This window comes from Flavobacterium chungbukense (genome assembly GCF_020805785.1).
Lineage (GTDB): Bacteria > Bacteroidota > Bacteroidia > Flavobacteriales > Flavobacteriaceae > Flavobacterium > Flavobacterium chungbukense.
In genome coordinates, this window is sequence record NZ_JAJGZV010000003.1 from 457083 (window position 1) to 483646 (window position 26564).

At 31.3% G+C, this 26564-nt stretch carries 26 protein-coding genes; 13 read left to right on the forward strand and 13 right to left on the reverse strand.

Annotation, left to right across the window (positions count from 1 at the left end):
• Positions 1–58: 58 nt before the first annotated feature.
• The 6 genes from LL966_RS12310 (at position 59) to LL966_RS12335 (ending at position 5079) form a co-directional block, all read left to right on the forward strand.
• The gene (locus LL966_RS12310; protein ID WP_229353604.1) at positions 59–340 is read left to right on the forward strand and encodes a type II toxin-antitoxin system RelE/ParE family toxin; all 282 of its coding nucleotides are present in this window, start codon (positions 59–61) and stop codon (positions 338–340) included.
• Between the two features lie 13 nt (positions 341–353).
• Positions 354–656, forward strand: coding sequence for a HigA family addiction module antitoxin (locus tag LL966_RS12315; RefSeq protein ID WP_229353605.1), 303 nt, complete (start codon positions 354–356; stop codon positions 654–656).
• Positions 656–1966, forward strand: a complete 1311-nt coding sequence (locus LL966_RS12320; protein ID WP_229353606.1) for a phenylacetate--CoA ligase family protein — start codon at positions 656–658, stop codon at positions 1964–1966. Before LL966_RS12315 ends, LL966_RS12320 begins: the two co-directional genes overlap by 1 nt.
• A gap of 42 nt (positions 1967–2008) precedes the next feature.
• Positions 2009–2530 carry an ORF6N domain-containing protein gene (locus LL966_RS12325; RefSeq protein ID WP_229353607.1) on the forward strand — a complete coding sequence of 174 codons (522 nt, stop codon included), beginning with the start codon at positions 2009–2011 and terminating at the stop codon, positions 2528–2530.
• Positions 2531–2806: 276 nt separating this feature from the next.
• Positions 2807–3892, forward strand: coding sequence for a non-hydrolyzing UDP-N-acetylglucosamine 2-epimerase (gene wecB / locus LL966_RS12330; protein ID WP_229353609.1), 1086 nt, complete (start codon positions 2807–2809; stop codon positions 3890–3892).
• Positions 3892–5079, forward strand: coding sequence for a glycosyltransferase family 4 protein (locus LL966_RS12335; RefSeq protein ID WP_229353611.1), 1188 nt, complete (start codon positions 3892–3894; stop codon positions 5077–5079). The genes wecB and LL966_RS12335 overlap by 1 nt, the downstream gene beginning before the upstream one ends.
• A 55-nt stretch (positions 5080–5134) precedes the next feature.
• Here the strand turns inward: LL966_RS12335 and LL966_RS12340 are convergent, their stop codons facing one another.
• From LL966_RS12340 to LL966_RS12350, 3 genes are read right to left on the reverse strand one after another with little or no spacing between them, the layout of a single operon-like run.
• Positions 5135–6118 carry a UDP-glucuronic acid decarboxylase family protein gene (locus LL966_RS12340; RefSeq protein ID WP_229353612.1) on the reverse strand — a complete coding sequence of 328 codons (984 nt, stop codon included), beginning with the start codon at positions 6116–6118 and terminating at the stop codon, positions 5135–5137.
• 58 nt (positions 6119–6176) lie between these two features.
• Positions 6177–7301 (reverse strand): glycosyltransferase, encoded by a 1125-nt coding sequence (locus LL966_RS12345; RefSeq protein WP_229353614.1) that lies wholly within the window; start codon positions 7299–7301, stop codon positions 6177–6179.
• A 2-nt stretch (positions 7302–7303) separates the two neighbouring features.
• A complete protein-coding gene (locus tag LL966_RS12350; protein ID WP_229353616.1) occupies positions 7304–8314 on the reverse strand; it encodes a glycosyltransferase family 2 protein in 1011 nt (336 codons plus the stop codon).
• 114 nt (positions 8315–8428) lie between these two features.
• Here LL966_RS12350 and LL966_RS12355 point away from each other — a divergent pair, with 114 nt between their 5' ends.
• Together LL966_RS12355 and LL966_RS12360 are read left to right on the forward strand one after the other, a co-directional pair.
• Complete coding sequence (locus tag LL966_RS12355) at positions 8429–9667, forward strand: oligosaccharide flippase family protein (RefSeq protein ID WP_317207136.1); 1239 nt, start codon at positions 8429–8431, stop codon at positions 9665–9667.
• Between the two features lies 1 nt (position 9668).
• On the forward strand, positions 9669–10877 hold the full coding sequence (locus tag LL966_RS12360; RefSeq protein WP_229353618.1) for an O-antigen ligase family protein: 1209 nt from the start codon (positions 9669–9671) through the stop codon (positions 10875–10877).
• Here the strand turns inward: LL966_RS12360 and LL966_RS12365 are convergent.
• The 7 genes from LL966_RS12365 to LL966_RS12395 all read right to left on the reverse strand — a co-directional run bounded on the left by LL966_RS12365 (position 10803) and on the right by LL966_RS12395 (position 17979).
• The gene (locus tag LL966_RS12365; RefSeq protein ID WP_229353619.1) at positions 10803–11984 is read right to left on the reverse strand and encodes an O-antigen ligase family protein; all 1182 of its coding nucleotides are present in this window, start codon (positions 11982–11984) and stop codon (positions 10803–10805) included. The two genes, LL966_RS12360 and LL966_RS12365, sit on opposite strands and share 75 nt — an antisense overlap.
• A gap of 55 nt (positions 11985–12039) precedes the next feature.
• Complete coding sequence (locus tag LL966_RS12370) at positions 12040–12555, reverse strand: hypothetical protein (protein WP_229353620.1); 516 nt, start codon at positions 12553–12555, stop codon at positions 12040–12042.
• Between the two features lie 15 nt (positions 12556–12570).
• Entirely contained in the window at positions 12571–13566 is a 996-nt protein-coding gene (locus tag LL966_RS12375) for a hypothetical protein (protein WP_229353621.1), read from the reverse strand.
• The gene (locus tag LL966_RS12380) at positions 13567–15255 is read right to left on the reverse strand and encodes a DUF6909 family protein (protein ID WP_229353622.1); all 1689 of its coding nucleotides are present in this window, start codon (positions 15253–15255) and stop codon (positions 13567–13569) included. It abuts the gene before it with no gap.
• Between the two features lie 122 nt (positions 15256–15377).
• On the reverse strand, positions 15378–15761 hold the full coding sequence (locus tag LL966_RS12385; RefSeq protein WP_229353623.1) for a transposase: 384 nt from the start codon (positions 15759–15761) through the stop codon (positions 15378–15380).
• A 206-nt stretch (positions 15762–15967) separates the two neighbouring features.
• A complete protein-coding gene (locus tag LL966_RS12390) occupies positions 15968–17461 on the reverse strand; it encodes a GH3 auxin-responsive promoter family protein (protein WP_229353624.1) in 1494 nt (497 codons plus the stop codon).
• Between the two features lie 11 nt (positions 17462–17472).
• Complete coding sequence (locus tag LL966_RS12395) at positions 17473–17979, reverse strand: peptidase (protein WP_229353625.1); 507 nt, start codon at positions 17977–17979, stop codon at positions 17473–17475.
• A gap of 212 nt (positions 17980–18191) precedes the next feature.
• Here LL966_RS12395 and LL966_RS12400 point away from each other — a divergent pair, with 212 nt between their 5' ends.
• On the forward strand, positions 18192–18371 hold the full coding sequence (locus tag LL966_RS12400) for a Sec-independent protein translocase subunit TatA/TatB (RefSeq protein WP_008465789.1): 180 nt from the start codon (positions 18192–18194) through the stop codon (positions 18369–18371).
• A 202-nt stretch (positions 18372–18573) separates the two neighbouring features.
• Here the strand turns inward: LL966_RS12400 and LL966_RS12405 are convergent, their stop codons facing one another.
• A complete protein-coding gene (locus tag LL966_RS12405; RefSeq protein ID WP_229353627.1) occupies positions 18574–20697 on the reverse strand; it encodes a Tex family protein in 2124 nt (707 codons plus the stop codon).
• A gap of 115 nt (positions 20698–20812) precedes the next feature.
• Between LL966_RS12405 and LL966_RS12410 the strand changes: the two genes are divergently transcribed.
• Positions 20813–21082 carry a DUF1294 domain-containing protein gene (locus LL966_RS12410; protein ID WP_229353629.1) on the forward strand — a complete coding sequence of 90 codons (270 nt, stop codon included), beginning with the start codon at positions 20813–20815 and terminating at the stop codon, positions 21080–21082.
• A 145-nt stretch (positions 21083–21227) separates the two neighbouring features.
• On the opposite strand, the gene rpiB is transcribed toward LL966_RS12410, so the two are convergent.
• Both rpiB and LL966_RS12420 read right to left on the reverse strand, forming a co-directional pair.
• Positions 21228–21659: a ribose 5-phosphate isomerase B gene (gene rpiB, locus LL966_RS12415; protein ID WP_229353630.1), complete on the reverse strand. Its 432-nt coding sequence runs from the start codon at positions 21657–21659 to the stop codon at positions 21228–21230.
• Positions 21660–22428: 769 nt separating this feature from the next.
• A complete protein-coding gene (locus LL966_RS12420; protein WP_099710123.1) occupies positions 22429–22662 on the reverse strand; it encodes a putative signal transducing protein in 234 nt (77 codons plus the stop codon).
• 110 nt (positions 22663–22772) lie between these two features.
• Between LL966_RS12420 and rnr the strand changes: the two genes are divergently transcribed.
• The 3 genes from rnr to LL966_RS12435 are packed head-to-tail and all read left to right on the forward strand — an operon-like array spanning position 22773 to position 26340.
• Positions 22773–24953: a ribonuclease R gene (gene rnr, locus LL966_RS12425; protein WP_229353632.1), complete on the forward strand. Its 2181-nt coding sequence runs from the start codon at positions 22773–22775 to the stop codon at positions 24951–24953.
• A 24-nt stretch (positions 24954–24977) separates the two neighbouring features.
• On the forward strand, positions 24978–25646 hold the full coding sequence (locus LL966_RS12430; RefSeq protein WP_229353634.1) for a head GIN domain-containing protein: 669 nt from the start codon (positions 24978–24980) through the stop codon (positions 25644–25646).
• Positions 25647–25659: 13 nt separating this feature from the next.
• The gene (locus LL966_RS12435; protein WP_229353636.1) at positions 25660–26340 is read left to right on the forward strand and encodes a LysE family translocator; all 681 of its coding nucleotides are present in this window, start codon (positions 25660–25662) and stop codon (positions 26338–26340) included.
• Positions 26341–26564 lie beyond the last annotated feature (224 nt).

A 26564-nucleotide genomic window follows, 5' to 3' on the forward strand; every position in this document is an offset into this window, starting at 1 on the left:
TTTTGAGCTTAAATAATAATTTTTTTTACTTACTTTTGACGTTAGTAATGCGAAAGGTATGATAATCTCATTTGGGTCGAAAGAAACTGAAAAAATTTGGAATGGTATCGCTGTCAAAAAACCATCAATTGAAATACAGCAAATTGGCAGGAGAAAACTCAGAATGCTTCATAATTCTCAAAATTTAACCGATTTAAGAATTCCGCCTTCAAATCGTCTTGAAAAATTAAGTGGTAATCTAAAGGAATTTTATAGCATTAGGATCAATAATCAATGGCGTATCATTTTTATTTGGGAAAATGGAAATGCCTCAAATGTTGAAATTGTTGATTATCATTAAAAAAGAATTAAAAATGGAAAAATTAAAAAATATACATCCTGGAGAAATTTTATCGGAAGAATTTTTAATTCCTCTAAACATTACGCCTTATCGTTTATCGAAAGATTTGAAAATTCCACAAACCAGAATTTCTGAAATTATTAAAGGAAATAGAAGAATTACTGCCGATACCGCTTTACGATTGAGTCATTATTTTGGAAATTCAGCAAAATTTTGGCTTGGACTTCAGGACGATTTTGACATTGAAGAAGAAGAGTCAAATAAAGGTCAGGAATTAAAATCAATAAAACGTTACGATTTAAAAGAAGCAGTTTAATGATTCGTCTCTTTGATTTTTCTCTACAATTAAATGGTTTTCCGTTAAAGAAAGCCAAATCTGAATTGGAGAAAATTATTCATTTATCTGAAGAAGAATTTATCACTTTTCTTGAAAACAAAAAGAAAGAAATCGTCGATTTTCATCTTAATCATAATTTCTTTTACAAAGATTTAGTTGGAGATAAAACTGATGAAAACTGGGAAAATCTTCCAATACTAAACAAACAAAATTTACAAAAACCTCTTGAAGAAAGACTTTCAAAAGGTTATTCCAAGAAAAACATTTATCTCAACAAAACTTCTGGATCTAGCGGAACTCCGTTTGTTTTTGCAAAAGATAAATATTCTCATGCCTTAACTTGGACTTCGATTATAATGCGGTTTGGATGGTTTGGAATTGATTTTAACAAATCGTATCAAGCGCGATTTTACGGAATTCCATTAGATTTTATTGGATATCAAAAAGAACGTTTCAAAGATTTTCTAACGAATCGCTTTCGTTTTCCTGTTTTTGATTTATCTGATGCAGTTTTAGAAAAATTTCTACAGAAATTCAAAACCAAAAAATTCGAATACATCAATGGTTATACAAGTTCTATCGTTTTATTTGCTAAATTTTTACAACAGAAAAATATAATTTTGAACGAAGTTTGTCCAACCTTAAAAGCGTGTTTTGTTACTTCTGAAATGCTTTTTGAATCGGATAAAAAACTACTCGAAAAACAATTTGGAATTCCAATTATACGAGAATATGGTGCATCTGAATTGGATTTGATTGCTTTTGAAAATCCTGAAGGTAAATGGCAAGTAAACTCAGAAACGCTGTTTGTTGAAATTTTAGACGAGAATAATAATCCTGTTCCACATGGAACAGAAGGAAAAATTGTGATTACTTCCTTATTTAATAAAGCCAATCCATTTATTCGATACGAAATTGGCGACATCGGAATTCTCGATGAAAAAAGTACACCGCAAAAACCTATTCTCAAAAAATTAATCGGCAGAACCAATGACGTTGCTATTTTACCAAGTGGCAAAAAATCGCCTGGATTGACTTTTTATTATGTAACCAAAAGTATTATTGAAGATGATGGAAATGTAAAAGAATTTATCATCAAACAAAACAAAATAGACACTTTTGAAATTGAATATATCTCTGAAAAAGAATTAGTTTCAGAACAAATTCAAAAAATAAAAGAAGCTATAGATTTGTATTTAGAACCCAATTTAAACTTCACTTTTACTAGAAAAATTGTTTTAGAAAGAACCAATCGAGGGAAATTAAAACAGTTTCAATCTTATTTATAAATATAAATAAAATCTTACATTTGTTTTTTTTAATTAAAACTTATGAACGATCAATCTTTACTTTCTGAAGAAACAATTTCTAATAAAATATATTACATACGTGGTCAAAAAGTGATGCTTGACATTGATTTAGCAGACCTCTATGAAATTGAAACACGAGTTTTAAAACAGGCAGTAAAAAGAAACATTTCAAGATTTCCTGAAGATTTCATGTTTAAATTATCCCAAAGTGAATTTGCAAACTTGAAATCACAATTTGTGATATCAAGTTGGGGAGGAATTCGAAAACTACCTTCTGTTTTTACAGAACATGGTGTACTAATGCTTTCAAGTGTCTTAAAAAGCGACAAAGCCATTCAAACCAATATTCAAATTATGAGGATTTTCACGAAAGTGAGACAAATGCTTTTGGACACAACTGAAATTAAAGTTGATATACTCCAGATTCAAAAGAAGTTAGAAAATCACGATAAAAACATTGAGTTGGTTTTTTCTTATTTGGATGAACTGACAGAGAAAAAAGAAAACGAATCTGAAAGAGTGAAAATTGGTTATAAAAAATAACTTTCTAAATCCTCAAGGTCGTAATTTGCGACCTTGAAAACTTGATGTCACAATTTGTGACATCAAGTTTATATTTCAACTTATTGAAAATGATGCAATTCTTCAAGGTCGCAAATTGCGACCTTAAAGATTGGAGATCACAAATTGTGATCTCCAATCTTCAAGCTTTTATAATCCTTTTCAAAATTTGAATTTTAAACATAACTAAATCTTCCAATTTATGGAGATTACAATTTAAACTTTACTTTTGCCAAAGAAAGTTTTTAGAAAGAATTTATGAAAATTACCATAATTGCAGGTGCAAGACCAAACTTTATAAAAATAGCGCCTATTATTAATGCTATCAAAAGCAAGCAAAATGAAGGTTTCGATATTTCATTTCGTTTGGTGCACACCGGTCAGCATTATGATAAAAACTTAAGCGATACTTTTTTTGAGGAATTAAATATTCCGCAACCAGATGTAAATTTGGAAGTAAAAAGTGGTTCTCAGGCAGAACAAACTGCTGCAATTATGATTGCCTTTGAAAAAGAATTACTTCAAAATCCGTGCGATTTGGTTTTGGTTGTTGGCGATGTTAATTCAACAATGGCATGCTCTATTGTCGCCAAAAAATGCCATACAAAAGTGGCGCATGTTGAAGCCGGAATTCGCTCTGGAGATTTAACAATGCCCGAAGAAATCAACCGAATGTTGACAGACAGCATTACCGATTACTTTTTTACAACCTCAACATCAGCTTCAGAAAATTTACTGAAATTAGGCTCAAATCCAGAAAATGTTCATTTTGTGGGGAATGTCATGATCGATACTTTACACCAGAATATCGATAGAAGTTCTGCACCAGATTTTTGGAATGAACACCAATTAAAAGAAAAAAATTATATCATTCTGACTTTACATCGTCCGGCAAATGTTGACGAAGTTTCATCTCTCATCAATTTACTTCACGGAATTGATTCTTTAGTAAATGACAAAAAAATAATTTTCCCCATTCACCCAAGAACACAGGCAATTTTAAGCGAAAGCAAAATCGAATTTAAAAACATCCTTTTTGTTTCTCCTCAAGGTTATTTAAATTTCATGTATTTAATCAAAAATAGTTTTGCGGTTATTACAGACAGCGGCGGAATTTCTGAAGAAACAACTGTTCTTGGAATTCCATGTTTTACGATGCGTGATAACACAGAAAGACCTGAAACAGAAACTATTGGAACAAACACAATTGTGGGAACTTCTTTTGAAAATCTGAAAAAAGTTTTTGGTTCGTTTTTACAAAATGGCGCTAGAAAAAGCGGTATTCCAGAATTATGGGACGGAAAAGCATCGGAAAGAATTGTTTCAATTTTATTGGGTAAATAATGAAAGACATTTTAATTATATCTAATTATTATCCGCCAGAAAAAGGTGCCGCTGCCAATCGAATTGAGCAATTGGCCTTAAAATTAGATCAAAACGGATATAATGTTTCGGTCATTTCTCCGTTGCCAAATTATCCGAAAGGAGAACTTTTTCCTGAATACAAAGGTAAATTCTCGGTGACAGAAAAAATTCAAAATATTACTTTAAAACGGCTTTGGATTTATCCTAGCAACAGTCCTAACATTTTCAAAAGAATTGTTTCTACATTCTCTTTCTCCACTATTTTATTTTTCTATTTGCTGTTTGCCAAAACACCAAAGAAAGTAATTGTACAATCTCCTCCTTTATTATTGTCTTTTACAGCTGTTTTTGCTCTTTGGATCAAAAGAAAGGCAATAATTTTGAACGTTTCAGATCTTTGGCCTACTGCAGCAATTGAACTTGGCGTTTTAAAGAAAAACAGTATTTCGCATAAAATGCTGCTTTTTATAGAACGTTTCATTTACAAAAAAGCAACGCATATTTTTGGTCAATCCAATGAAATTATAGATCACATTCATTCTATTTTTCCAGAAAAAAAATGCTTTTTATATCGTAATTATCCTGATCATTTTGTGGAAAATAATATCCATGAAAATGAAAATTCTAACGAACCAATAAAATTGTTTTACGCTGGATTATTAGGCGTTGCACAAGGAGTTTTCGAACTTATTCAAAAGTTAGATTTAGAACATTTAAATGTCGAATTACATATTTTTGGCGATGGTGCAGAAAAAGCACAAATTGTCGATTATATGAATCAAAATCCGATGCAGAAAATTATTTTTCACGGAATGCTAGAACGAAATGTACTTCACCAAACTTTACAAAATTTAGATATTGCATTAGTTCCTTTAAAAACAAGAATTTACGGTTCTGTTCCTTCAAAAATATTCGAATACAGCGCTTTAGGATTTCCTGTTTTGTATTTTGGCGGAGGTGAAGGAGAAAATATTGTGGAAGAAAATAATCTGGGTTGGGTTGTTCCTGTTGAAGATTTTAATGGTTTAAATGCTGCTTTAAAACAGATTTCAGAAATAGATAAAAATGAAATTCAAGCCATGAAAAAAACAATTTTTATTCATGCAAAACAAAATTTTAATCTTGATAAACAAATGAAGGATTTAATTGAAAATGATGCTTTTTAAATTGTTTTCGTTAAAAAAGAAAGGGAAAATATTCTAGAATATTTTCCCTTTTTTATTATTTGATATAACTTGAAAAATCTTTGTGTTCTTCTTTCGCTAATTCTTCTGGAGACAATGATTTAAAATACTCATACGTAATTTTCATTCCTTCTGCTCGATTTACTTTGGCTTCCCAACCTAACAATTCTTTTGCTTTTGTCGTGTCTGGTTGGCGCTGTAAAGGATCATTTACTGGTAAAGGATGATATACTACCTTTTGGTTTGTTCCTGTCAATTTAATGATTTCTTCTGCAAAATCTTTAATTGTGATTTCGTCAGGATTTCCAATATTTACTGGATAAACATAATCAGAATGCAATAATCTAAAAATACCTTCAACCTGATCGTCTACATAACAGAAAGAACGTGTTTGCATTCCGTCTCCAAAAATCGTTAAATCTTCTCCACGAAGTGCTTGTCCAATAAATGCCGGAATTACTCTTCCGTCGTTTAATCGCATTCTTGGTCCGTAGGTATTAAAAATACGCACGATTCTGGTTTCTACACCGTGAAAAGTATGATATGCCATTGTTATAGATTCTTGAAAACGTTTGGCTTCATCATAAACACCGCGTGGTCCAATCGTATTTACGTTTCCATAATATTCTTCGGTTTGCGGATGTACTAACGGATCTCCATAAACTTCTGAAGTTGAAGCAATCAAAATTCTGGCTTTTTTAACTCTCGCTAATCCTAATAAATTATGAGTTCCTAAAGACCCAACTTTTAAAGTCTGAATTGGAATTTTCAAATAATCGATCGGACTTGCAGGAGAAGCGAAATGCAAGATATAATCTAAATCACCTGGAACATGAACAAACTTGGTAATATCATGGTGATAAAACTCGAAGTTTTCTAGTTTGAATAAATGTTCGATATTTTTAAGATCTCCTGTAATCAAATTATCCATTCCAATTACGAAATAACCTTCTTTGATAAATCTGTCACATAAATGTGATCCTAAAAATCCTGCTGCTCCGGTGATAAGTATTCTTTTCATGATGATTGTTTATTCAACGCAAATGTAGTTGATTTGAAAACTATTTTTTCTTATATTCTTATCTTTCTTCTAATGTTTGCTGATGCGCTTTAAACTTAGTTTCGACAAATTCCTTAATTTCTTTTTCAAATCGATCTTTTGAAAATTTAACCGCATGTGCACGAATAACTTTTGGATCGAAAGTTTTGGTTTGGAAATAAAGTATAGCCTCTCTTATTTTTTCAGCAGATTGTTCTTCAAAGAAAATTCCGGTTTCATTTTCTATAACTGTTTCAAGTGTTCCGCCCTTCTTTAAAGCAATAACAGGAGTTCCACAAGCTTGTGCTTCGACAGGAATGATTCCAAAATCTTCTTCGGCTGCAAAGACAAAACCTCTAGCTTTCTGCATTAAACTGCGCAGTTTTTTATTCTCGACGAAACCAACAAATTCAACATTCTTTTTGGCTATTTTTTGAAGTTTTTCCAGTTCTGGTCCTTCTCCGGCAACAATTAATTTTAGGTGCGGCAATTCGTTGAAAGCTTCTACAATTAATTGCGTTTTTTTGTACGGAACCATTCTGGAAGCGGTCAAATAATACTCTTCTTTTGTTTCTTCTAAACTAAAAAAATCAACATCGACTGGCGGATAAATTACAACAGATTCTTTATTGTACGTTTTTTTAATTCTCTGCGCAATGTGGTTAGAATTGGCAATAAAATAATCGACATTTTCCGAATTGGAAAGATCCCATTTTTGCATTTTATCTAAAACCGATTTCGCATACAAACCTTTTAGACCTTTGGTTAAGCCAGCGTCTTTTAAATATTGTTCTCGCAAATCCCAAGCGTAACGCATTGGAGAGTGGCAATAACAAATATGAAGCTGATTTTCGGTTGTTCTGATTCCTTTTGCAACGGCAGAAGAAGAACTTATTATTAAATCAAAATCTCTTAAATCAAATTGTTCAATTGCAATTGGAAATAACTGCAAAAATTTACGGTGATTTTTCTTTACTGTAGGTAGTTTTTGGATAAAGCTTGTTTTTGCTTTTTTTCCATTTAAAATAAATTTGCGATCGTCATCATTCAAAAAATCAATAAGTGCAAAATGATCGAAATCATTCCAGATAGAATTTATAGAATGAATCACTTTTTCGGCTCCTCCATTTACATAATACCAATCGCTGATTAGGGCTTTTTTCATTTTTATTGCATTATTTTTCTTGTGAGATAATAAACGTAATAGGCGTTTTTACCAAAAGTAATATTTAAAAAGTATAAAGTTTTAGGAATCCAATGATGGAACAAATCTAATTTTTTTAATTCAGATTTGAGCTCTTTTAAAGTTTCTTTAGAAACTCCTACATTCATTTCAAAAACATGGAAAGATTGTCTGATCATTAATTCTTGTCGCAATTCTTCCCGAATTTCTATATTATATTCATTACCAACATCTTTCCCAATATCTAGAACTCCTTTCCACATTGAAGCTCTTCCTTTTGCTGAATAAGATCCAGGAATGTGAAGGTTTCCATCCTTTTCAGAATTTCCAAATAAAGGCGGGTTTCCAGCTCTTCCTCCTACCGAAGGATTTCCTAAATAACCAATTCCTGTTGTACAAAAAGCATTTGCTGCCAAGTAAATTTGATAAAACAAAGTTCCGTCGTATTTATCTTTGGCTAGGTTTTTTGCCCATTCTTTATTAATAACTAATCCTCCAACAAAACCGCACATTCTGAAAATGAGTTTCGCCGAATCATTTTTCCCAATAATAGCTTCATTTGGCAAAATTCTAGAAACGCCGAGTGGTTTATTTATGTCTTTTTCAAACCGAATAAAAGGTCTTGAAATCATGGCAATAGATTCATTTCTTTTACAAAAATCGTCAATTTCATTTAAACCGTTTTTCAAAAACAAATCGTCGTTACCAATCAGTATCACCCATTTATAAAGGGCTAAATCAATCAATTTACGGATATTGGCATCGTAGCCTAAGTTTTTTTCATTTTCTATATAAGAAACAACTACGTTTTTAGCATTAAAAATGACCTGATACTTTTCTGTAACAGCACGTATTTCAGTTCTTTCTTTCGAGAAATCTTCGCAAATTATAACTTCATTTGGAAGCATATCCATCTCATTAATAGATTTTAATAAATCTTCAAACTCATTTGGTCTGCCGTAAGCGGGAATTGCGATACTATATCCTTGTGTCATTTTTATATTAAAAAACCTTACATTTTCTGATTTTATCAAAAATATAATTTTAATTTGTATTTGCTTGAAATAAAAAATCAACTTTGTGTTTTAAATTTAACAACAAACTATATAGTGCTTAAAAACATATCATTGAGCTTTGGAATAAATTTTATTAATTTATTATTTCCATTGTTATTAATTCCATTTTTCATCAAAACATACGGAATTGATACTTACGGTTTGATTGCGGTATCAATGGCATTTATCAATATTGTTTCTGTTTTATATGATTATTCCTGGTATGCTTTTGCGCCAATAGAGATTCAAAAAGTAAAAAACGACTCGAGTTTAATCAATCAGTATATTTCGAAAATTATCAACTGCAAGATTGTGGTCTTTTTGCCTTCTCTGCTTCTATTGCTCGTTTTTGTCTTATGTTCTGAAATAAGATACAATCTGATTTTTTCTTTATCTCTGTTGGTTTTTCTATTTTCCAGATCTCAGAACAACCTCTGTTTTTTTATCGGATTAGATAAAGTGTTTCCTTATTTCATCATTAATTCAATTGTAAAAATTGGATGTATTGCCTTGATTTTTATAACTTTAGTTGAAAAAAGTGATTATCAGTTTGTTTTTTACTATCTGGGAATATCTGATATTTTAATTTTCATTTTTTCAACTTTATATTTAATCCAAAAAAATGGTTTTAAATATAAAATAACTTCATTTTCAGAAATTTGGGAGGAACTTGTTTTTGGTCATAAATTGTTTTTAACCAACCTCACGATATGTGCGCTGATGAATTCGAGCACCATAATTCTAAGTGTGTTTTTTGACAATACTATTGTAGGAATCTACAATGTGGCAGAAAAAATCATCATGCTTTGCAAACAATCCATTAGCGTTTTATTTCAAGGGGTTTACTTTAAGGCTTGCGAAATTGGCACTGAAAAAATCAAACAGCTCAACCATTTTTTAAAATCTGTATTTTGGGTTTATTTTTTAATGTATGGTTTTGGAGGTCTTTTATTAGTCATTTTTCCAAATCTGATTATTAATTTATTAAGTTCTGAGTATACCTCAAATTCGTCTCTTTATTTGATTTACCTTGCTCCAATTCCGCTTATTGGCGCTTTAAGCCAATCGGCGTATATGTCGTTGTTGCTTCATCATAAAAAAAGCATCTATTTTAATGCGCATCTTTACGGACTTATTATTAATATCGTTCTTTCTTTTGTATTGTGTTATTTTCTGAAAGTCTATGGTGTTATAATTTCTTTAGTTTTAACGGAAATATTTATAACCGCGTATCTAAATTCTGCCATAGTTAAAAGCGATGAGTTAAACTTTTTCAAGAATAAAATTGTCTAAAATGAATTTTTACAAAGAGCTTATTAAGCCCGTATTTTATTTGTTCGTAGCTTCTACTCTAATCTATTTTGTTGAAGCTTTTCAATCTATTATGATGATTGCTACGGCTTTGCTATTATTAAGTTTTGCTAAATTGGGAGATTTCAAAATTTCAAATAAAAATGCTCCTTTTCTATTTTCTTTTGTCATTTTAGCTTTTTACTACACGCTGTTTTTTAGTTCTAAAAGTATCAAGCTTATTGCCGAAAGTTTGCTGTTGTTTGTTATTCCGCTACTAAGCGTTTATTTATATCAAGATAAAACGTTTGCAAAAGACTTAAAACAAATACAATTTGCTTACAGTATTTCTTTGAGTTTGTTGTGTTTGTATTTTGTGGGATTCTATATTTATGATATTCCAAATCATCATTTCGATTGGTATTTTGCGCGCTATAATTTAGAATTTTACAATAAAATACATGGCACGTATATCTGTTTATGGATTGCAATTGCTATTTTATTTCTTGCAGATCTTACCTCAGAATTTAAACTTTTTTCTTGGTCTAAAAAGGCTTTGTTTGGTGTAATGTTCGCCCTTTTATTTTCAGGCTTAATTATTTACAATTCTAGAAATATTATTGTTGGACTTATTATAATTTCTGGAATTAGATATTTCTTATTGAAAAAACAGAACAAAAAGATTTCAAAAAAGGTACTTTTCCTAATCTTATTTGCCGTTATAGCCGTTATTTTGTTATCGAGACGTTATGTAGACGATATTGGTTTTTTATTCGAAAATTCGTTTAAAAACTCGACTCGTTATGCCGCTTGGTCTTGCAGCGCACAATTAATTTACGATTCTAATTTTTTAGGAATGGATTTTAATCTGATTCAGGAAAAATTAAACGAATGTTATGTTCCTTTTCATAGTTTGGAATTAACAAAATTTAAAATTAACTCCCACAATCAATATCTTGATTTCTTGCTAAAAGGCGGAATTTTAATGCTTCTGGCTTTTGTATCGACCTTATTTATAAAAATAAAGTACGCCCTTAGAAACCATAATTATCTCTATTTATCGCTAACTATCTTATTTGTAATTTCGTTTATAACAGAAAATATTCTGGTAAGACAATACGGAATGTACAGTTATTTTTTATGTGACGTTTTGTTTCTCGGCTCTATTCTTGGAAATAAAAATCATAGTGGAAACGAAGTAGAAAAATACTAATGTTGGTATATACAACATACAGCCATCGCTGCAGCAAACAAACAAATAAAGCATACAGCCAATTAAATACAAGTAATTGTTGTTTTTGGTTGTTATGGCAATATAAACCGGCATAAAAAAAGAAAGACAAAACAATAGTATCCCAACAAAGCCAAGTTGTTTAAAGATAGACAAATACACAATTTCTTCAATAAATTTAAAAGTTTGGCTCCCGAAAAAACTTAAACCGCTCAATTGTCTGATTTGCTCGATTCTTCCTCCTAGTTTTGAATCTAAAATAAATCCAGATAATGATCCGTATTGAAAATAGCGATTCATGAAAAATGTCCCGATAACAATCAAAATTAATCCCAGCAAAGCGTAAATTCTAATCAGTCTGAAAATGCTGTCTTTGTAAATCAGTATAAAATAAAATAGTAAACCAAGCCAAACAGTTCTTGACAATGTGAGTATTAATGCCAAAATTACAATCATCAATTTTATCTTAGAAGTGTTTTTTTGATGAAAGATTGGAAACAGCATTAAAATACAGACTCCAAAAATATTTCCGTTATTATAGGTAGAAATCAGCTTATAAAGCGAACCTCTCATATTGTATTTTCCTTCTAATGTTCCCAAATCGTCTGCGTTTACTGTAACATAAGGAATTTCAATATAATGCCCTGTAACTTGTTTGAAAATAAAAAGTAAAACGCCGTATAAAGAAACCAGAAATACTGCTTGAACTATCTTTTTTTCGATAAATCCATATTCTATTTTCTTTAAAAAAGGACTTAGAAACAAGTAAAAAAATAGCGGTAAAAATGCAAAACTGACATAGAAAGCCACAAGATTTCCAAGTGAACCCGAATATCCTCTAAAAATCAGATTTATAGAAAAATACAAAACAAACGGCAGCGTTGCTAAATAACAAATAAGATGTTTGGACTGTACAAAAAAGGTCTTTTTTTGGAGTATTATGGTAATTAAAAGCAGAAAAAGAAATCCTAAATAGAGATAGCCCCAAGTAAAAGGTATTCCTGCTATTTTGAATCCTCCTTTTGGCAGATAAACCAAAAATAGCAGTCCAATAAAAAAAAGATACTCTCTAATTTTTTCGTTATTCAAAATAAGTTTAAAATTAAAACGCATCTTTCTTATATTCTTTTTTCTTGGTAATTATTTAATATTTAAGTCTTTGAAGTTCATCCTTTAGTTCATTGCTACCCATTAAAAAAGGATCGTACTGATTGTTGATGACACTTAATTTATAACCGTAATAATTGGGATCCCAAGTCACAAATTCATTAGTATAAAAGTACTTTTTGTAAGCATCAAAATCGCCGTTTATTACTTTTGAATTATGTTGTATAGAGATATTTTTAATCGTAACATTTTGCTGTGTCGTATTATAACCTAAATCTACTCTAATATTTTCAGGAAAAACTTTTTCTGGAAAATTGATTACAATTTTTTGCATTTCGCTTGAGGCATAAACTGATCTAAAAACAGAGTTTTCATCTTTCCATTCTCCGCCTTCAACTAAATAAAAAACCTGCAGTTTATCATTTTTAGCAAAGATGCCTTCTATAGTAACTGTAAAAAGATCTTTTTTCTTGGTTTGGTTTTCTTCCTTTTTTCCGCAAGATGAGATCAATAAAGCAATTAGAAAGCATGTTGAAATGACTTTTAATTTCATTTTAAAAAAATTATATTAGTTGTTCTTTTCTTTTTCTTCTAGTAAAAGCTGCTTTTTGTAAAATGCTTTAAATGAATTTAATAACACAAAAAACAAAATAAAGAAAAGCGGCAGATAGAATTTGAGTTTACTATTAATCGATTTTTTACTTTCTACATTGATTGTACTGCTAATTTCTTTGATTGTTTTATCGAAACTGATCAATTTAAGCCTGTTTCTTCCTTGATCTTCAATCAAATACTGTTTGGTTTTTATAAGGTCATTTAACTGCGTATTTTCATTATAATAAACCAGTTTATCATTCTTTTGAGCCCCTTTTGTTACACTAGAAAAATTACTTAAAACTGTATTGATCTGTTTTATGATGGAGTCGTTTTGAACAATCTTTGACTGTAAATTTTTTAATTCAATTTTCTGAACAGTATTAAAATATTTCGAGTCATTTAAAAAACTTAAAATCGGTGCAGCAAATTCTTTATCAATTCCTACTTCACTTGTTGTGAATGAAATCGTATGATATCTGTAATTTTTGCTTGTTATAGTATCTACCAAAATTTTGTTGATATCTCCGTTTTCAGCCATAAGCTCCAACAATTGAAAATTTCGCTCCTTGTTTTCGACAAACTTATAAGCTTCAACAATTGGTCTGATTTGAATTCTTTTTATCAGTTTTGGCTTTTTAATTCCCACAACATTTTTTAGAAAAATAGTATCATTTGAAATTACTTTTGACTGCAGCAAATCAATTTTTGAATACAAATAATCAACACTTTCAAAATTTGGCTCTACAATAATCTGATTACTGTATGATTTTCTGACAGTGTCTAAATACCAGCCTATTGCAAAACCAGTCACAATCAATACTAAAACTATAATCCAGTTTCTCAGAAAGAATTGAATGCTGCCAAAAATAGAACGATTCAATCTCTCAAAAAAATTACTAATCTTTTTAGAAATCTGAACCAAATCAATTTCCTGATCTTCTTGGTTTTGTGGTACTTTTGTACTCATTTATACTGGTGCTTTTATATTAAAAATCTGTTCTAAAATTTTAATCGTAATCAAATAAGTTGGTTTTACACCTGTTGTTCCTAATCCGCCTGAAGCCAAAGTACTTCCTGTTTCCAACGGATTATCTGAAGCATAATAAGCATAACGAACTTTAATATCGTGCGGTACACTTTTTCTAATTTTAGATGCCGATTGAATCGCTTTCTGATAATAAGATCCTTCCATTTCCAGACCAATTACACCCCAAGTCGATTCGTGGAAAAATTTCAACAAATCTCTGTTTTGTAATGAAGTTCCAAGAACCGTAACCATTGCACCTTCGTAAATATCAATATCATTTCCTTCAAACATAGCGCCTGTCAATTCATTTTCGAAAAAATAATTATCCGCTGTTCCTTCATTGATATGTGCCGATGGAATCATAATATCACCTTTTCCGCCTTCCAAAATTCCGGCTTTACCCATAATCGAAACCGATTTTACGTTTAGTAAAGTTTCTTTTTTGAATGGTTTCAAAAGCTCATCAATTGTTTCGTAAGCCTGTTCACCAAATGCATAATCCATTACAATAATTACTGGTTTTTCTTCGCCCACATTCGCATGTGAAAATGCTGTTTTTGACCAGTCAATTTGTGCGGTATCAAAAATCTGAACATCAATGTTTGTTCCTGAAGTATCTGGTAAAGAAATCATTCCGTTTTTAAATGCTAATTCTTCTACCTGACTTCTAATTTCTTTTGAACCCGAACTGCTTAATTCTTCATAAATAAAGAAATCTGTTTTTCCTTTAAATTTAGTTTTAAGCAATGGCGTTGCAAAAATCGAATTCATTACGCTATGCATGTTTGCACTAATAACGTGAATCGGTCTTTTCAATAAATCGTTTGCTTTTAGAACTTCTTTTATATTTGTCGCCCAGATTTCTCCATGAATGTGATGCCCTAAACGTTCTCGTAAAACTGGACTAAAAGTAATGGTTCTTTTATTGTTTTCAACAATTTCTTCGATCGCTAATTTTCCTAACCAATAAATAACGTGCAAGAAACGATCTGGTGCATTTTCTGAACCAAAAGCGTCATAAATATCTAAAACTTCTTCAAAAGTTCTGGCTAAAATATTGGCAACGTGCGAGATTGCTTTTTCCTTTTCAATCTGTGTCAGCTTTTTGGTTTGCATTACTGCTTGTTCCAATTTCTGCCAATCGCGAGAAACTTCGCCTCCGTCATCAATTAAAACTCTATTTTTAATTTTATGAGATTCGATGAAAATGAAAGTCAAATGCGTTAGAATATCATAAATATCTGAACGTCCACGCGTGATTTCTACGTTCATTTGTTCTTCGTCAATTCGGTAGCAATTTCTTCTTCTTTTTGGAGGAACAATTGCTTGAAAATGTGATTTAGAATATCCTTCGTCCGAAGTCAAATTGATAAAACGACATTGTTCAATTCCGATTGGAAGACGCTCTATAACGTATAAAAGTCCGTTAAGTTCTACTTTTTCTTCGGCAATATTTCCGTAGATTTCAGGACGTAAAGCCAATAATGATTCGCGTAAGCTGTCGCCAGAAACTCCCATCGGTTTGTAAAAACCACGGTTAAACAAATGGCGCATTGTAATGTACATTTTTTCTATAGCCGCAGACGATTCCTGCGCTCTAGATCTTGATATATGTTTGGTTTCTTTCATGCTTTTTTTTATTTTGAAAATCAAATTTAGTTAAATACACGGCATACCGTGTATCTACAACATTATTTTTAAAAAAATCCTTTTTATTTTGATTTATTTTCTGTTTTAAATTTATCCTTTACTCAATTTTCTGGATTTGAAACAATGTAATCAGAAATTCTTTGATATTGATTATTGTCTTTAATGATATTATCATAAAATAATTTTTGCCATTGATGCGGATATTCCAATCTATTAGCGTGTTTTGTTACCGCAGATTTATAGGATCCAACAATTGACGAAATTGTATTTTTTCCAATGTTTTGAAATCGTGGAGACAGGGCATGCCCTGTCTGTACGTGATCCATTCCCACGTCATTTGCGTTATTCAATGGTTTATTAATAATCAAAATGCCGTGAATATGATTTGGCATCACCACAAAATCGCCCAATTCAACATTTTTGTGGTGCGTTGGAATTTGATGCCACAATAAATCGGCAATAATTCCGACATGCGATAAAATCATTTTATTATTTTGAATTTCTCCAAAATAATGTTTTCTGTTTTGTGTACAAATTGTTATAAAATAGGCTCCATTCCAACAATAATCCCACCATTGCGCTCTTATTGAAGAAATACGCTATTTATTTTTAAATTTTCCTTGACTCATTAATTTTCATTTACGTATCCATCTAAATTCATTGGATAAATAACTTCTTAATGTTGGAAATATTATATAACTTTTGTAAGATTATCCGCAATATTTCTATCATTCGACAATCTCGGAATCTTATTCTGTCCGCCTAATTTGCCTTGCGATTTCATATAATCTTGAAATCCGTTTTTAGAAACTTTAGTTACCACCACTTTCTGCAGCACATTTCCAGTAATCAGATCGTCGTAATAAATATTTTGCTTTCGCATAGAATTGTCGATTGTTTCTGCAAAAAGATCCATATTTTCAGGTTCATTTTCAAATTCTACAAACCATTCGTGATAAGGCAATCCGCTTGACGGATTAATTTGTGGCGCGACCGTAAATTCGTTAATTACAATATTAGTAGACGCAACAGCTTCTTTCATCGCATTTTCTACTTCGTTGGCAATTACGTGTTCGCCAAAAGCCGAAATATAATGTTTGATACGTCCGGAAACTATCAGACGATGTGGAAAAACAGAAGTAAACTGAACCGTATCGCCAATATTATAACGCCAAAGTCCCGCATTTGTAGAAATGATTAAAACGTAGTTTACACCAATTTCAACTTCGGCAATTGTTAACGCTTTTGGGTTTTCTTCAAAAAATTCATCTGCTTTTATAAACTCATAGAAAATTCCCGAATTCAACAATAAAAGCATTCCTTTTTCTTTCTGAGAATCCTGATATGCAAAAAAGCCTTCTGAGGCAGGAAATAACTCGATACTATCTACTTTTCTGCCAATCATTTTTTCGAACTTGGCGCGATACGGTTCGTAATTAACACCACCGTAAATAAACAAATTGAAGTTTTTGAATATGTCGCCAATCTTTTTTCCGCCACTTTTTTGCTGTAAACGCTCAAAATACATCTGAACCCAAGATGGAATTCCAGATATAACAGCCATATCTTCTTTTATGGTTTCGTCTACAATTGCGTCTACTTTAGTTTCCCAATCTTCAATACAATTGGTTTCCCAAGACGGCATTCTGTTTTTCTGGAGATATTTAGGAACAAAATGGGCGACGATTCCGGAAAGTCGTCCAAATTTGATTCCGTATTTTTCGGTTAGAATGGGACTTCCTTGCAAAAAAATCATTTTTCCGTCAACAAACTCCGCATTTCCTGTTTCGTGAACATAATGCAAAATCGCATTTCTAGCAGCTTCAATATGAAACGGCATTGATTCTTTGGTCAATGGAATAAATTTTGCCCCAGAAGTTGTTCCAGAAGTTTTTGCAAAATAAAGTGGTTTTCCTTTCCAAAGAATATTTTCTTCGCCTTTAACCACCTTTTCAATATAAGGTTTCAAATCTTCGTAATCTCTTACAGGAACGTTTTTTTGAAAATCTTCGACCGTTTTTATTTGATCAAAATAATGGTCTTTTCCAAAACTGGTTTGCGTTGCGCTCTTAATTAATTTCTGAAAGACCTTTTCTTGCGTTTCGATTGGTTTTTGAACCCAAGCCTGTGTTTTACTATATATTTTTCTGGCAAATATTTTTGCTGCTAAAGCTTTAATTGACATTTTTTATGGTATTATTTTTTGTCCCTTTTCTTTTTGTCCTGGGGTTTTGTCTGCAATTCTTTTTCAGTTTTTGCGACTTCTTCTCTTAATTTTATTTCAGCGTCAGAAGCTTTCATATTTAAATCTGAAGGATTTTCGGCTGTTTCTGATAAAATAGAATCTTTATTAAATTTTGAATATTCTAATTCTCCTTTTAAAACTTTTTGAATTCCTTTTATATACACTTCATTTTGACGTAAAGCTGTTTCTAAAGAATCTGATTTTATAGCCAATCGCGTTGCATTTTTCTTCAATTCTGTTGAAGAATATCCTGGAATAAATTCGCGAAGAGGCGTAAAGGCAATAATGAAAGTAGTGACCAAAATTAAAAAAATACCTCCTAAAGTAAACGTTACAAAGACATTCATTAAAGTAAGCCTAAAGGAAAAGATTTCTTCAAAAGTGTCTTCATTTAAGATTACCAATCTGTTTTTAATGAATAATTTTTTTCTTAAATTCTTTTTCTTTTTTTTAGCCATTGTACTTCATTATGCTAGCAAATATAGTAATTAATCGTTATGATAATGATCTGAAAAATGCTATGAAATGCTATAATTTACGATTTTATAAAATATTTAACGCGGTTGCAGACAAATATTTTAAACTAAAAATACTTCTATTTCGTATATTTCTATATACCTTTGCGGGATAATTTAGAAAACAATTTGCTTCGGCATTAAATATAATAGTCATGGGAAGATTAGGTCTTACAGAAATCCTTGTTATCGTAGGTATTGTGATATTACTTTTTGGAGGTAAAAAAATTCCAGAATTAATGAAAGGTTTAGGAAGCGGAATTAAGGAATTTAAAAACGCTGCTAAAGACGATCAACCTGCTGCTTCTAAAAAACAAGAAGAAGAAACGAAATAATAATTCGAAAATCTTATTTAAAAAAATCCCAGATTACAATTGTAGTCTGGGATTTTTTTGTTTTTATAAAATTCTGTCAATTTCGACTAAAGGGAGAAATCGCACTAGTATCTCCGAAAACAGAATCGCAAAATCTTTGTATAGTTTCTAGTGTGATTTCTCGTTCCTCGAAATGACAAGATTATGGATATTTGAATTTCTTCTACAAAACCATCGTCAACTGAATTCTCTTTCTATCTTCATCAACCTCAGTAACTTTCACATCAACATGCTGATGCAATTTGACCACTTCGTTTACATCACTCACAAAACCAGCTTTCAATTGCGAAATATGAACCAATCCGCTTTCTTTGATTCCAATATCAACAAAACAGCCAAAGTTGGTAATGTTATTCACAATTCCTGGAAGAATCATTCCTGTTTTCAAATCTTTGATTGATTTCACATTGGCATCAAACTCAAAAACCTTCGCCAACTTTCTTGGATCTAATCCAGGCTTTTCAAGCTCTTTTATGATGTCTTTTAGGGTTAGTAAACCAATTTCTGGTGTTACATACTTTTCAGGCTTAATAAGCGCTGTTTTCTCTTTATTTGCAATTAAGTCGTTTACCGAAATTTTCAAATCTTTCGCCATCTTTTCAACAACTGGATAAGCTTCTGGATGCACCGCCGAATTATCAAGCGGATTCTTAGCATTTGTGATTCTAATAAAGGCCGCACCTTGCTGATACGCTTTATCTCCCAAACGCGGTACTTTTTTCAACTGCTTTCTATCTTCAAAAGGTCCGTTTTCAGAACGATATTGTACAATATTTTCAGCCAGCTTCTCTCCTATTCCACTCACATAGCTTAGTAAATGTTTACTCGCCGTGTTGATATTAATTCCAACCGAGTTTACGCAACGAATTACCGTACTGTCCAATTCTTCTTTAAGTTTCGTCTGGTCAACATCGTGTTGATATTGTCCAACTCCAATTGCTTTCGGATCAATTTTTACCAATTCGGCCAACGGATCTGAAAGTCGTCTCCCGATAGAAACCGAACCACGAACCGTGACATCATAATTTGGAAATTCTTCTCTAGCAATTTTTGAAGCCGAATATACTGAAGCTCCAGCCTCAGAAACAATAAATACCTGCACTGGTTTGTCAAACGCGATTTTTTTGATAAAAAACTCTGTTTCTCTTGAAGCTGTTCCGTTTCCGATAGAAATGGCATCAATTTGATACGCATTAACCATAGAACGGATTTTTTTTATCGCCATTGTTTCCTCTTTTTGAGGCGCGTGCGGATAAATGGTTTCATTATATAATAAATCGCCTTTTTCGTCCAGGCAAACTACTTTACAGCCACTTCTAAATCCAGGATCGATTGCCAGAATTCGTTTCTCTCCCAAAGGCGGAGCCAATAATAACTGCCCTAGATTGTTTGCAAAAACCTGAATAGAATTGGCATCGGCTTTTGCCTTTGCTTCTTGCAAAGTTTCATTTCCAATTGCAGGATTTAATAAACGTTTATAACTATCCTCAATTGCTAACTGAAGATGAGCCGTTGTATTATTTTGTTTTTTAATGATGATTTCGTCAATCACATCGTAAGCTTCATCGATATCAACATCAATTTTCAATTTGATAAAACCTTCATTTTCTGCACGAAGCATTGCTAATAAACGGTGCGCTGGCGCTTTTGTCAAAGGTTCTTCCCAATCAAAATACTGATTGAATTTTTGTGCTCCTTCCTCTTCCGCTTTCTTTTTTACTACTTTCGTTCCGATCGTGGCTTTTCGCTGATACAGTCTTCGAAGCTGTTTACGAACATAAATGTTTTCGTTTATCCACTCTGCAACAATATCTCGCGCGCCTTGCATTGCCGCCTCTTCATTCACAACATTTTCATTCAGATATTGTGTCGAAAGGAAATCTACATCAACATCACTTTCAGACATAATAATTTTTGCCAAAGGCTCTAAACCAAATTCGCGCGCTACATCGGCCTTTGTTTTTTTCTTCTTTTTGTATGGAAGGTAAAAATCTTCAATTTCTTGCAGATCAAAACTTTCTTCAATTTTTTTCTTCAATTCTGGCGTAAGCGCTTTTTGTTCTTCAATCGATTTTAAAACTGCTTCTTTACGTTTTATCAGTGTATCATAATCTTTCTGAAGTTTTGCAATCTGTTCAATAACAGTTTCATCCAGATTACCAGTCGCATCTTTTCGGTAACGGGAAATAAACGGAATCGTACAATCTTCTTCTAATAATTTTACTGTGTTTTGAATGCTTACTGCCGGCGCTTGAACTGACTTGGCAATGAATTGAATATTAGTCATATTTTTAATGAAATAAATTCTTAAATTTAAAATGATATATTTTACTTGTTAAAAAACGAAGTATATAGATCAATAATTTTGCTAAAATAATATCTTTGTTTGTAATTTTTGCCCTATGAAAATTTTATTACTCTATTTTTTACTCTTAAACTGCTTCACGTTTCTCCTTACTGGCTATGATAAATTTCAAGCTAGAAGGCATAAAAGGCGAATTCCAGAATTTATACTATTTGTACTCGCTTTTGTTGGAGGAACAATTGGTTTACTTACGGCAATGCTTTTCTTTAGACATAAAACGAGCAAAATCACATTTATTATGAAGTTCTCTTATGTTATTATAGTTCAAATTGTGGTAATTTATCTAAAACTAAATCATCATATTTAGATATTAATAATGTTAATAAGTCTAAATTTTAAATATAATTATTTTAAAATCAACTACTTAAAAACATAAAAAACCGGATGAATTATAAAAATCCCTCCGGTGTGTTTATTAAATAAATGGTGCTTTGCACCGAATTTTTTTTCTATTAAGAGCAAGCAATCTTATTTACTCTATTTTTGTGTCTTCCACCTTCAAAAGCAGTATCTAAAAACGTTTCAACAATTTCAACAGCTTGATGAATAGACGTAAACCTCGCTGGAATACTCACAATATTTGCATCATTGTGTAAACGAGTTAAATAAGCAATTTCTTTAGTCCAACATAAGCCAGCTCTTACTTTTGGATGTTTATTAACAGTCATTGCAATTCCGTTACCGCTTCCGCAGATTACGATTCCAAAATCAGCTTTTCCTTCAGATACATCATTCGCAACCGGATGCCCAAAATCAGGATAATCTACAGACGCATCTGTATCTGTTCCATAATTTGTTACTTCATATCCTCTTGCTTGCAGCATTTCAACAATTGCTTTTTTATATTCAGGGCCTGCGTGGTCGTTTCCTATCGAAATTTTCATTTTTTCTATACTATTAAGTTGTGCAATACAAATTTACTCAATTAATAAATGTTGGCCACGAATTACATCAATTTTCACAAATTATTTTCTTTATAAACACAATCTAAACATTACTATACATTTGCATAATGCATTCTGAAAAAACTTTATTTTACAACTGTCTTACTGTCAAAACCTTATCAGTTATTAACAATTTTGATAACTTCATAAGTATCTAGTAATCAATAAATAATAATCAGAATATTTGTTAAAATTTTGAAGTGTTAATAGGACTTCGTAATTCGTTGATATTCAGTTAACTTTAAATTAACAGAAAATGTTAATAAGTTCGGATAGAAAATTAGAAGTTTTTTTTGGTTGTGTCGAAAAAAAACCTAATCCAAAACTGGAATTAAAAATCCTAATAAAGTTTCATGAATTTTTGGAAAAGTTATCAATATCAAAAACATCATTTTCAACAGAAATCAACATATGAACTTATCTACAAAATGAATTCAATTTTGGTTGTCAACCGTTGTTAATTAAATTACAAAAAGTCTTATAAACTAATCTTTTAGCTAAAAATAAGTATGTTAATAACTCGCAATAACTAAGAGAAACTTCATTTCAATAGTTTTAAAAATAAATTTATTCGACATATTAACACACTATAATAACCAACAAATTTTTTTAAATTTTTAAAAATCTTTTTTGTTGTATTTAATATATGTTGAAAACTAAAAAAGTTTTAAAAGAAAAAAATTGAATTTATTTTGAAAAAAGAATCTGTTTAAACGATTTTGAGAGGATTATTGAGATTGTCTAAAATTTGCTGTACTTCTTCGAAATCGTTTGGATGAACTTTAAGTTTGATTCCGCCAAGTGCTGCAGAATACATTGGTGCGACCGAAAGTGTTATTTCGTTCTCGAAAAAATAAGGTATTTCTTCTTGTTCCAGTAAGTGTTTGAGAACCACTGTTTCGTGCTGATAATTGAATACGGCGATCGTCTTAAAGCTTTCCATATGAGGTGTTTTTGTAAATGTACGAAAAGTTATATTTTTAATAATTCTATTTGTTAAAAAGTATTATCTGATTTCTTATTTGTAATTTTAAACCTTATAAGAAAAGATATATGAGTAAGAAAATTAGAAAGCCGATAAAAAAAGAGAAAGATTTCTCTGGAAAAATAATAAAGATTTTATCGCAAAATGCTAATAAACCATTCAATTATAAACAGATAGGAGCAAAGCTTGAACTTGATGATACCAATAGTAGAAATCAGATTATAAAAGAATTAAAAATTCTAGCTTCGCAAAAGAAAATTATAGAGTCTGAACCTGGAAAATATTTAGTAAAAGCTGAAAGCCAGGAATATTACGAAGGAACGATAGATATGACGAGCAGAAAAACGGCTTATTTTATTTGTCCAGATTTTGCAGAAGATGTTTTTATTCCGACCAATAATTTGAATCGTGCCTTAGACAAAGACAAAGTAAAAGTTTACGTTTATAACCGTAGAAAAGGAAAAAGACCTGAAGGTGAAGTAATTGAAGTTTTAGAAAGAGATAAAACAGAATTTGTTGGTGTAATTGATATGCAGCCAAACTTTGCTTTTGTTTCTACTGCAAATCCTAAAATGTATACCGATATTTTTATTCCAAAAGATAAAATTGGTGAAGCAGAAAATGGTGATGTTGTTTTAGTTAAGATTGAAGACTGGCCAAAAAGAGCTGATAGTCCGTTTGGATCTGTAATTAAAGTTTTAGGAAAACCTGGAGAACACAATACAGAGATTCACGCTATTTTAGCAGAATATGGATTGCCAGCAGATTTCCCAGTAGAAGTAGAGGTTTTTGCACAAAAATTAGATACTTCAATTCAGGAATCAGAAATTGCAAAACGTCGTGATATGCGTGATACGCTTACATTTACGATAGATCCAAAAGATGCAAAAGATTTTGATGATGCTTTGTCTTTCAAAAAGTTAGAAAATGGGAACTTCGAAATTGGAATTCATATTGCCGATGTTTCGTATTATCTGGAAGAAGGAACAATTCTAGATGATGAAGCGTATCAACGTGCAACTTCAGTTTATTTAGTGGATAGAGTAGTGCCAATGCTTCCTGAAGTGTTGTCAAATTTTGCTTGTTCACTTCGTCCAAATGAAGAGAAATATACATTCTCAGCTGTATTTGAAGTTTCGCCAACTTCGCAAGTTATCAACCAATGGTTTGGAAGAACAGTAATTTATTCAGATCAGCGTTTTGCTTATGAAGAAGCGCAATATATCATTGAAACAAAAGATAATACCATTCCTGTAGATATTTCTATTACTGGAGAATCTTATGTAGTTTCAGATGAAATTGTTGAAGCGACTTTAAAATTAGATGAATTAGCTAAGATTTTAAGAAAGAAAAGAATGCAGAATGGTGCTATTTCTTTTGATAAAGTAGAAGTAAAATTCAATCTAGATGAAGCAGGAGAACCTGAAGGCGTTTACTTCAAAGTATCAAAAGATGCCAATCATTTGATTGAAGAATTCATGCTTTTAGCGAATAGAAAAGTAGCTGAATATATTGGAAAACAGAAGAAAACCTTTGTTTACCGTATTCACGACGAACCAAACGAAGACAAATTAATTGCGATGCAAACCGTAATTGCTAAATTTGGTTATAAAATTGATTTCCGTAACAAAGGAGATATTTCGAAATCATTGAATGCATTGATGGAAGAAGTAAATGGTAAAAAAGAGCAAAATTTAATTGATACTCTTGCGATTAGAAGTATGAGTAAAGCCAAATATTCGACAGATAATATTGGACATTATGGTTTAGCTTTTGATTATTACAGCCATTTTACATCGCCAATTCGTCGTTATCCAGACGTTATGGTACATCGTTTGTTACAGTTTTACTTGGATGGTGGAGCTTCTGTAGATGAAGAAACATACGAAACAAAATGTCTGCATTGTTCAAACATGGAAAGTTTAGCAACTAACGCTGAACGAGATAGTATCAAATACATGCAGGTTAAATACATGCAGGATCATCAGGATGAAGAATTCCTTGGTGTTATTTCCGGTGTTACAGAATGGGGAATTTATGTTGAAATCGTTTCTAATAAATGCGAAGGAATGGTAAGAATCAGAGAAATAAAAGATGATTATTATACTTTCGATGAAAAACAATATGCCTTGGTTGGAGCTACTTCAAACAGTTTATTGCAATTGGGAGATGAAATATACGTTAAGGTAAAAAATGCAGATTTGGTTAAAAAACAACTGGATTTTCATTTTTTGCGAAGAGCAGAGTAAAGTATTAATTAAAAAAATAAAAGTATGAAAAAGCTAATTATTGGAGCAGCAATTTTATTTGTACAAATGTCTTTTGGTCAAGTTACCAAAGAATTAGGTGAATTTGATACCGTAAAAGTTTACGACAAATTAAGTGTAAAACTAGTTCAATCTTCAGAAAATAAGGTTGTTATAAAAGGTGCAAGAGAAAAAGAATTAGAAGCTGTTAATAAAAATGGTGTTTTAAAATTAAGAATGCCATTTCCTAAATTACTGTCTGGAAATGATCTTGAAGTTACTTTGTATTATAAACATATCGAACTGATTGATGTTAATGAAGGAGCAGAAGTAACAAGCAAAGAAACCTTAAAAGCCACTTCATTTAAAGTTAGTGCACAAGAAGGTGGAAAAATTAATGTAGATTTAAATGTTGATAAGCTAAAAGTAAGCTCAGTTTCTGGTGGAGAAATCACTGCAACTGGTAAAGCAGATAATCTAGATGCAAGTTTAGGAGCCGGCGGATATTTCCTTGGAAGTAAATTAGCCACTTCTCAGACCAAAGTAAGCGTTTCTGCGGGCGGAAAAGCCGATGTTAATGCTTCGACCCTTGTCGATGCAAAAGTAAGCGCAGGAGGCTCTATTTACATTTATGGAAAACCAAAACAAATCAACCAGAAAACAGTCTTTGGTGGTAAAATCGAAGAAGTAAAATAATAATTGGTACTTGATGATAAATGATATTCTGGCTGGACTGCCATGGGGACTTTTTCTAAGCTTTATGGTAGGTCCAGTATTTTTTATATTACTTGAAACCAGTATTACAAAAGGATTCAGAGCAGCAATTGTTTTTGATTTTGGTGTAGTATTAGGTGATATTTTTTTTATAGCTATCGCTTATTTAGGAAGTTACAGACTAATTTCTAGTTTAAAAGATAAACCAGCACTCTTTATTTTCGGAGGGATTATAATGTTGGCTTATGGTATAATCTCTTTTGTAAGATTAAAAAATGAAGAAAAAATCGATGATGAAGAAATCGACCGCGATATTATTAAAAGAAATTACGGAAGTTTATTCATAAAAGGCTTTTTACTCAACGTTATTAACATCGGAGTTCTTGGTTTTTGGTTAGCTGTAATTATTTCAATTGGACCAAAATTAGAAATGCAAAACTCTAGAATGATCACTTTTTTTGCGGCAGTAATTATAACTTATTTACTGGTTGACTGCCTTAAAATAATATTAGCCAAACAATTAAAGTCTAAAATGACACCGACTAATATTCTTAAAATAAAAAAAGGTATCAGTATTGTTTTAATGGTTTTTGGAGTTGCTTTAATGGTTCAAGGCTGGTTTCCAAAAGAGAAAGAAATGGTTAAAAATGCTTTCGAAAAAATTGAGAATAAGTAGTTGTTAATAACTCAAAAATATAAAATTAAACCTCTGAATTTCAGAGGTTTTTTTGTGTTTATAAGTCATTGAGAGGAACGAAGCAATCTTACGAAGTTATTCAAACAAAGTTTTGTCATTTCGACCGAAGGGAGAAATCACACTAGAATGTGACAAAGATTAGTAATGATAGTAACGGAATTACTTGTGCGATTTCTCCCTTCGGTCGAAATGACAAATTGTGG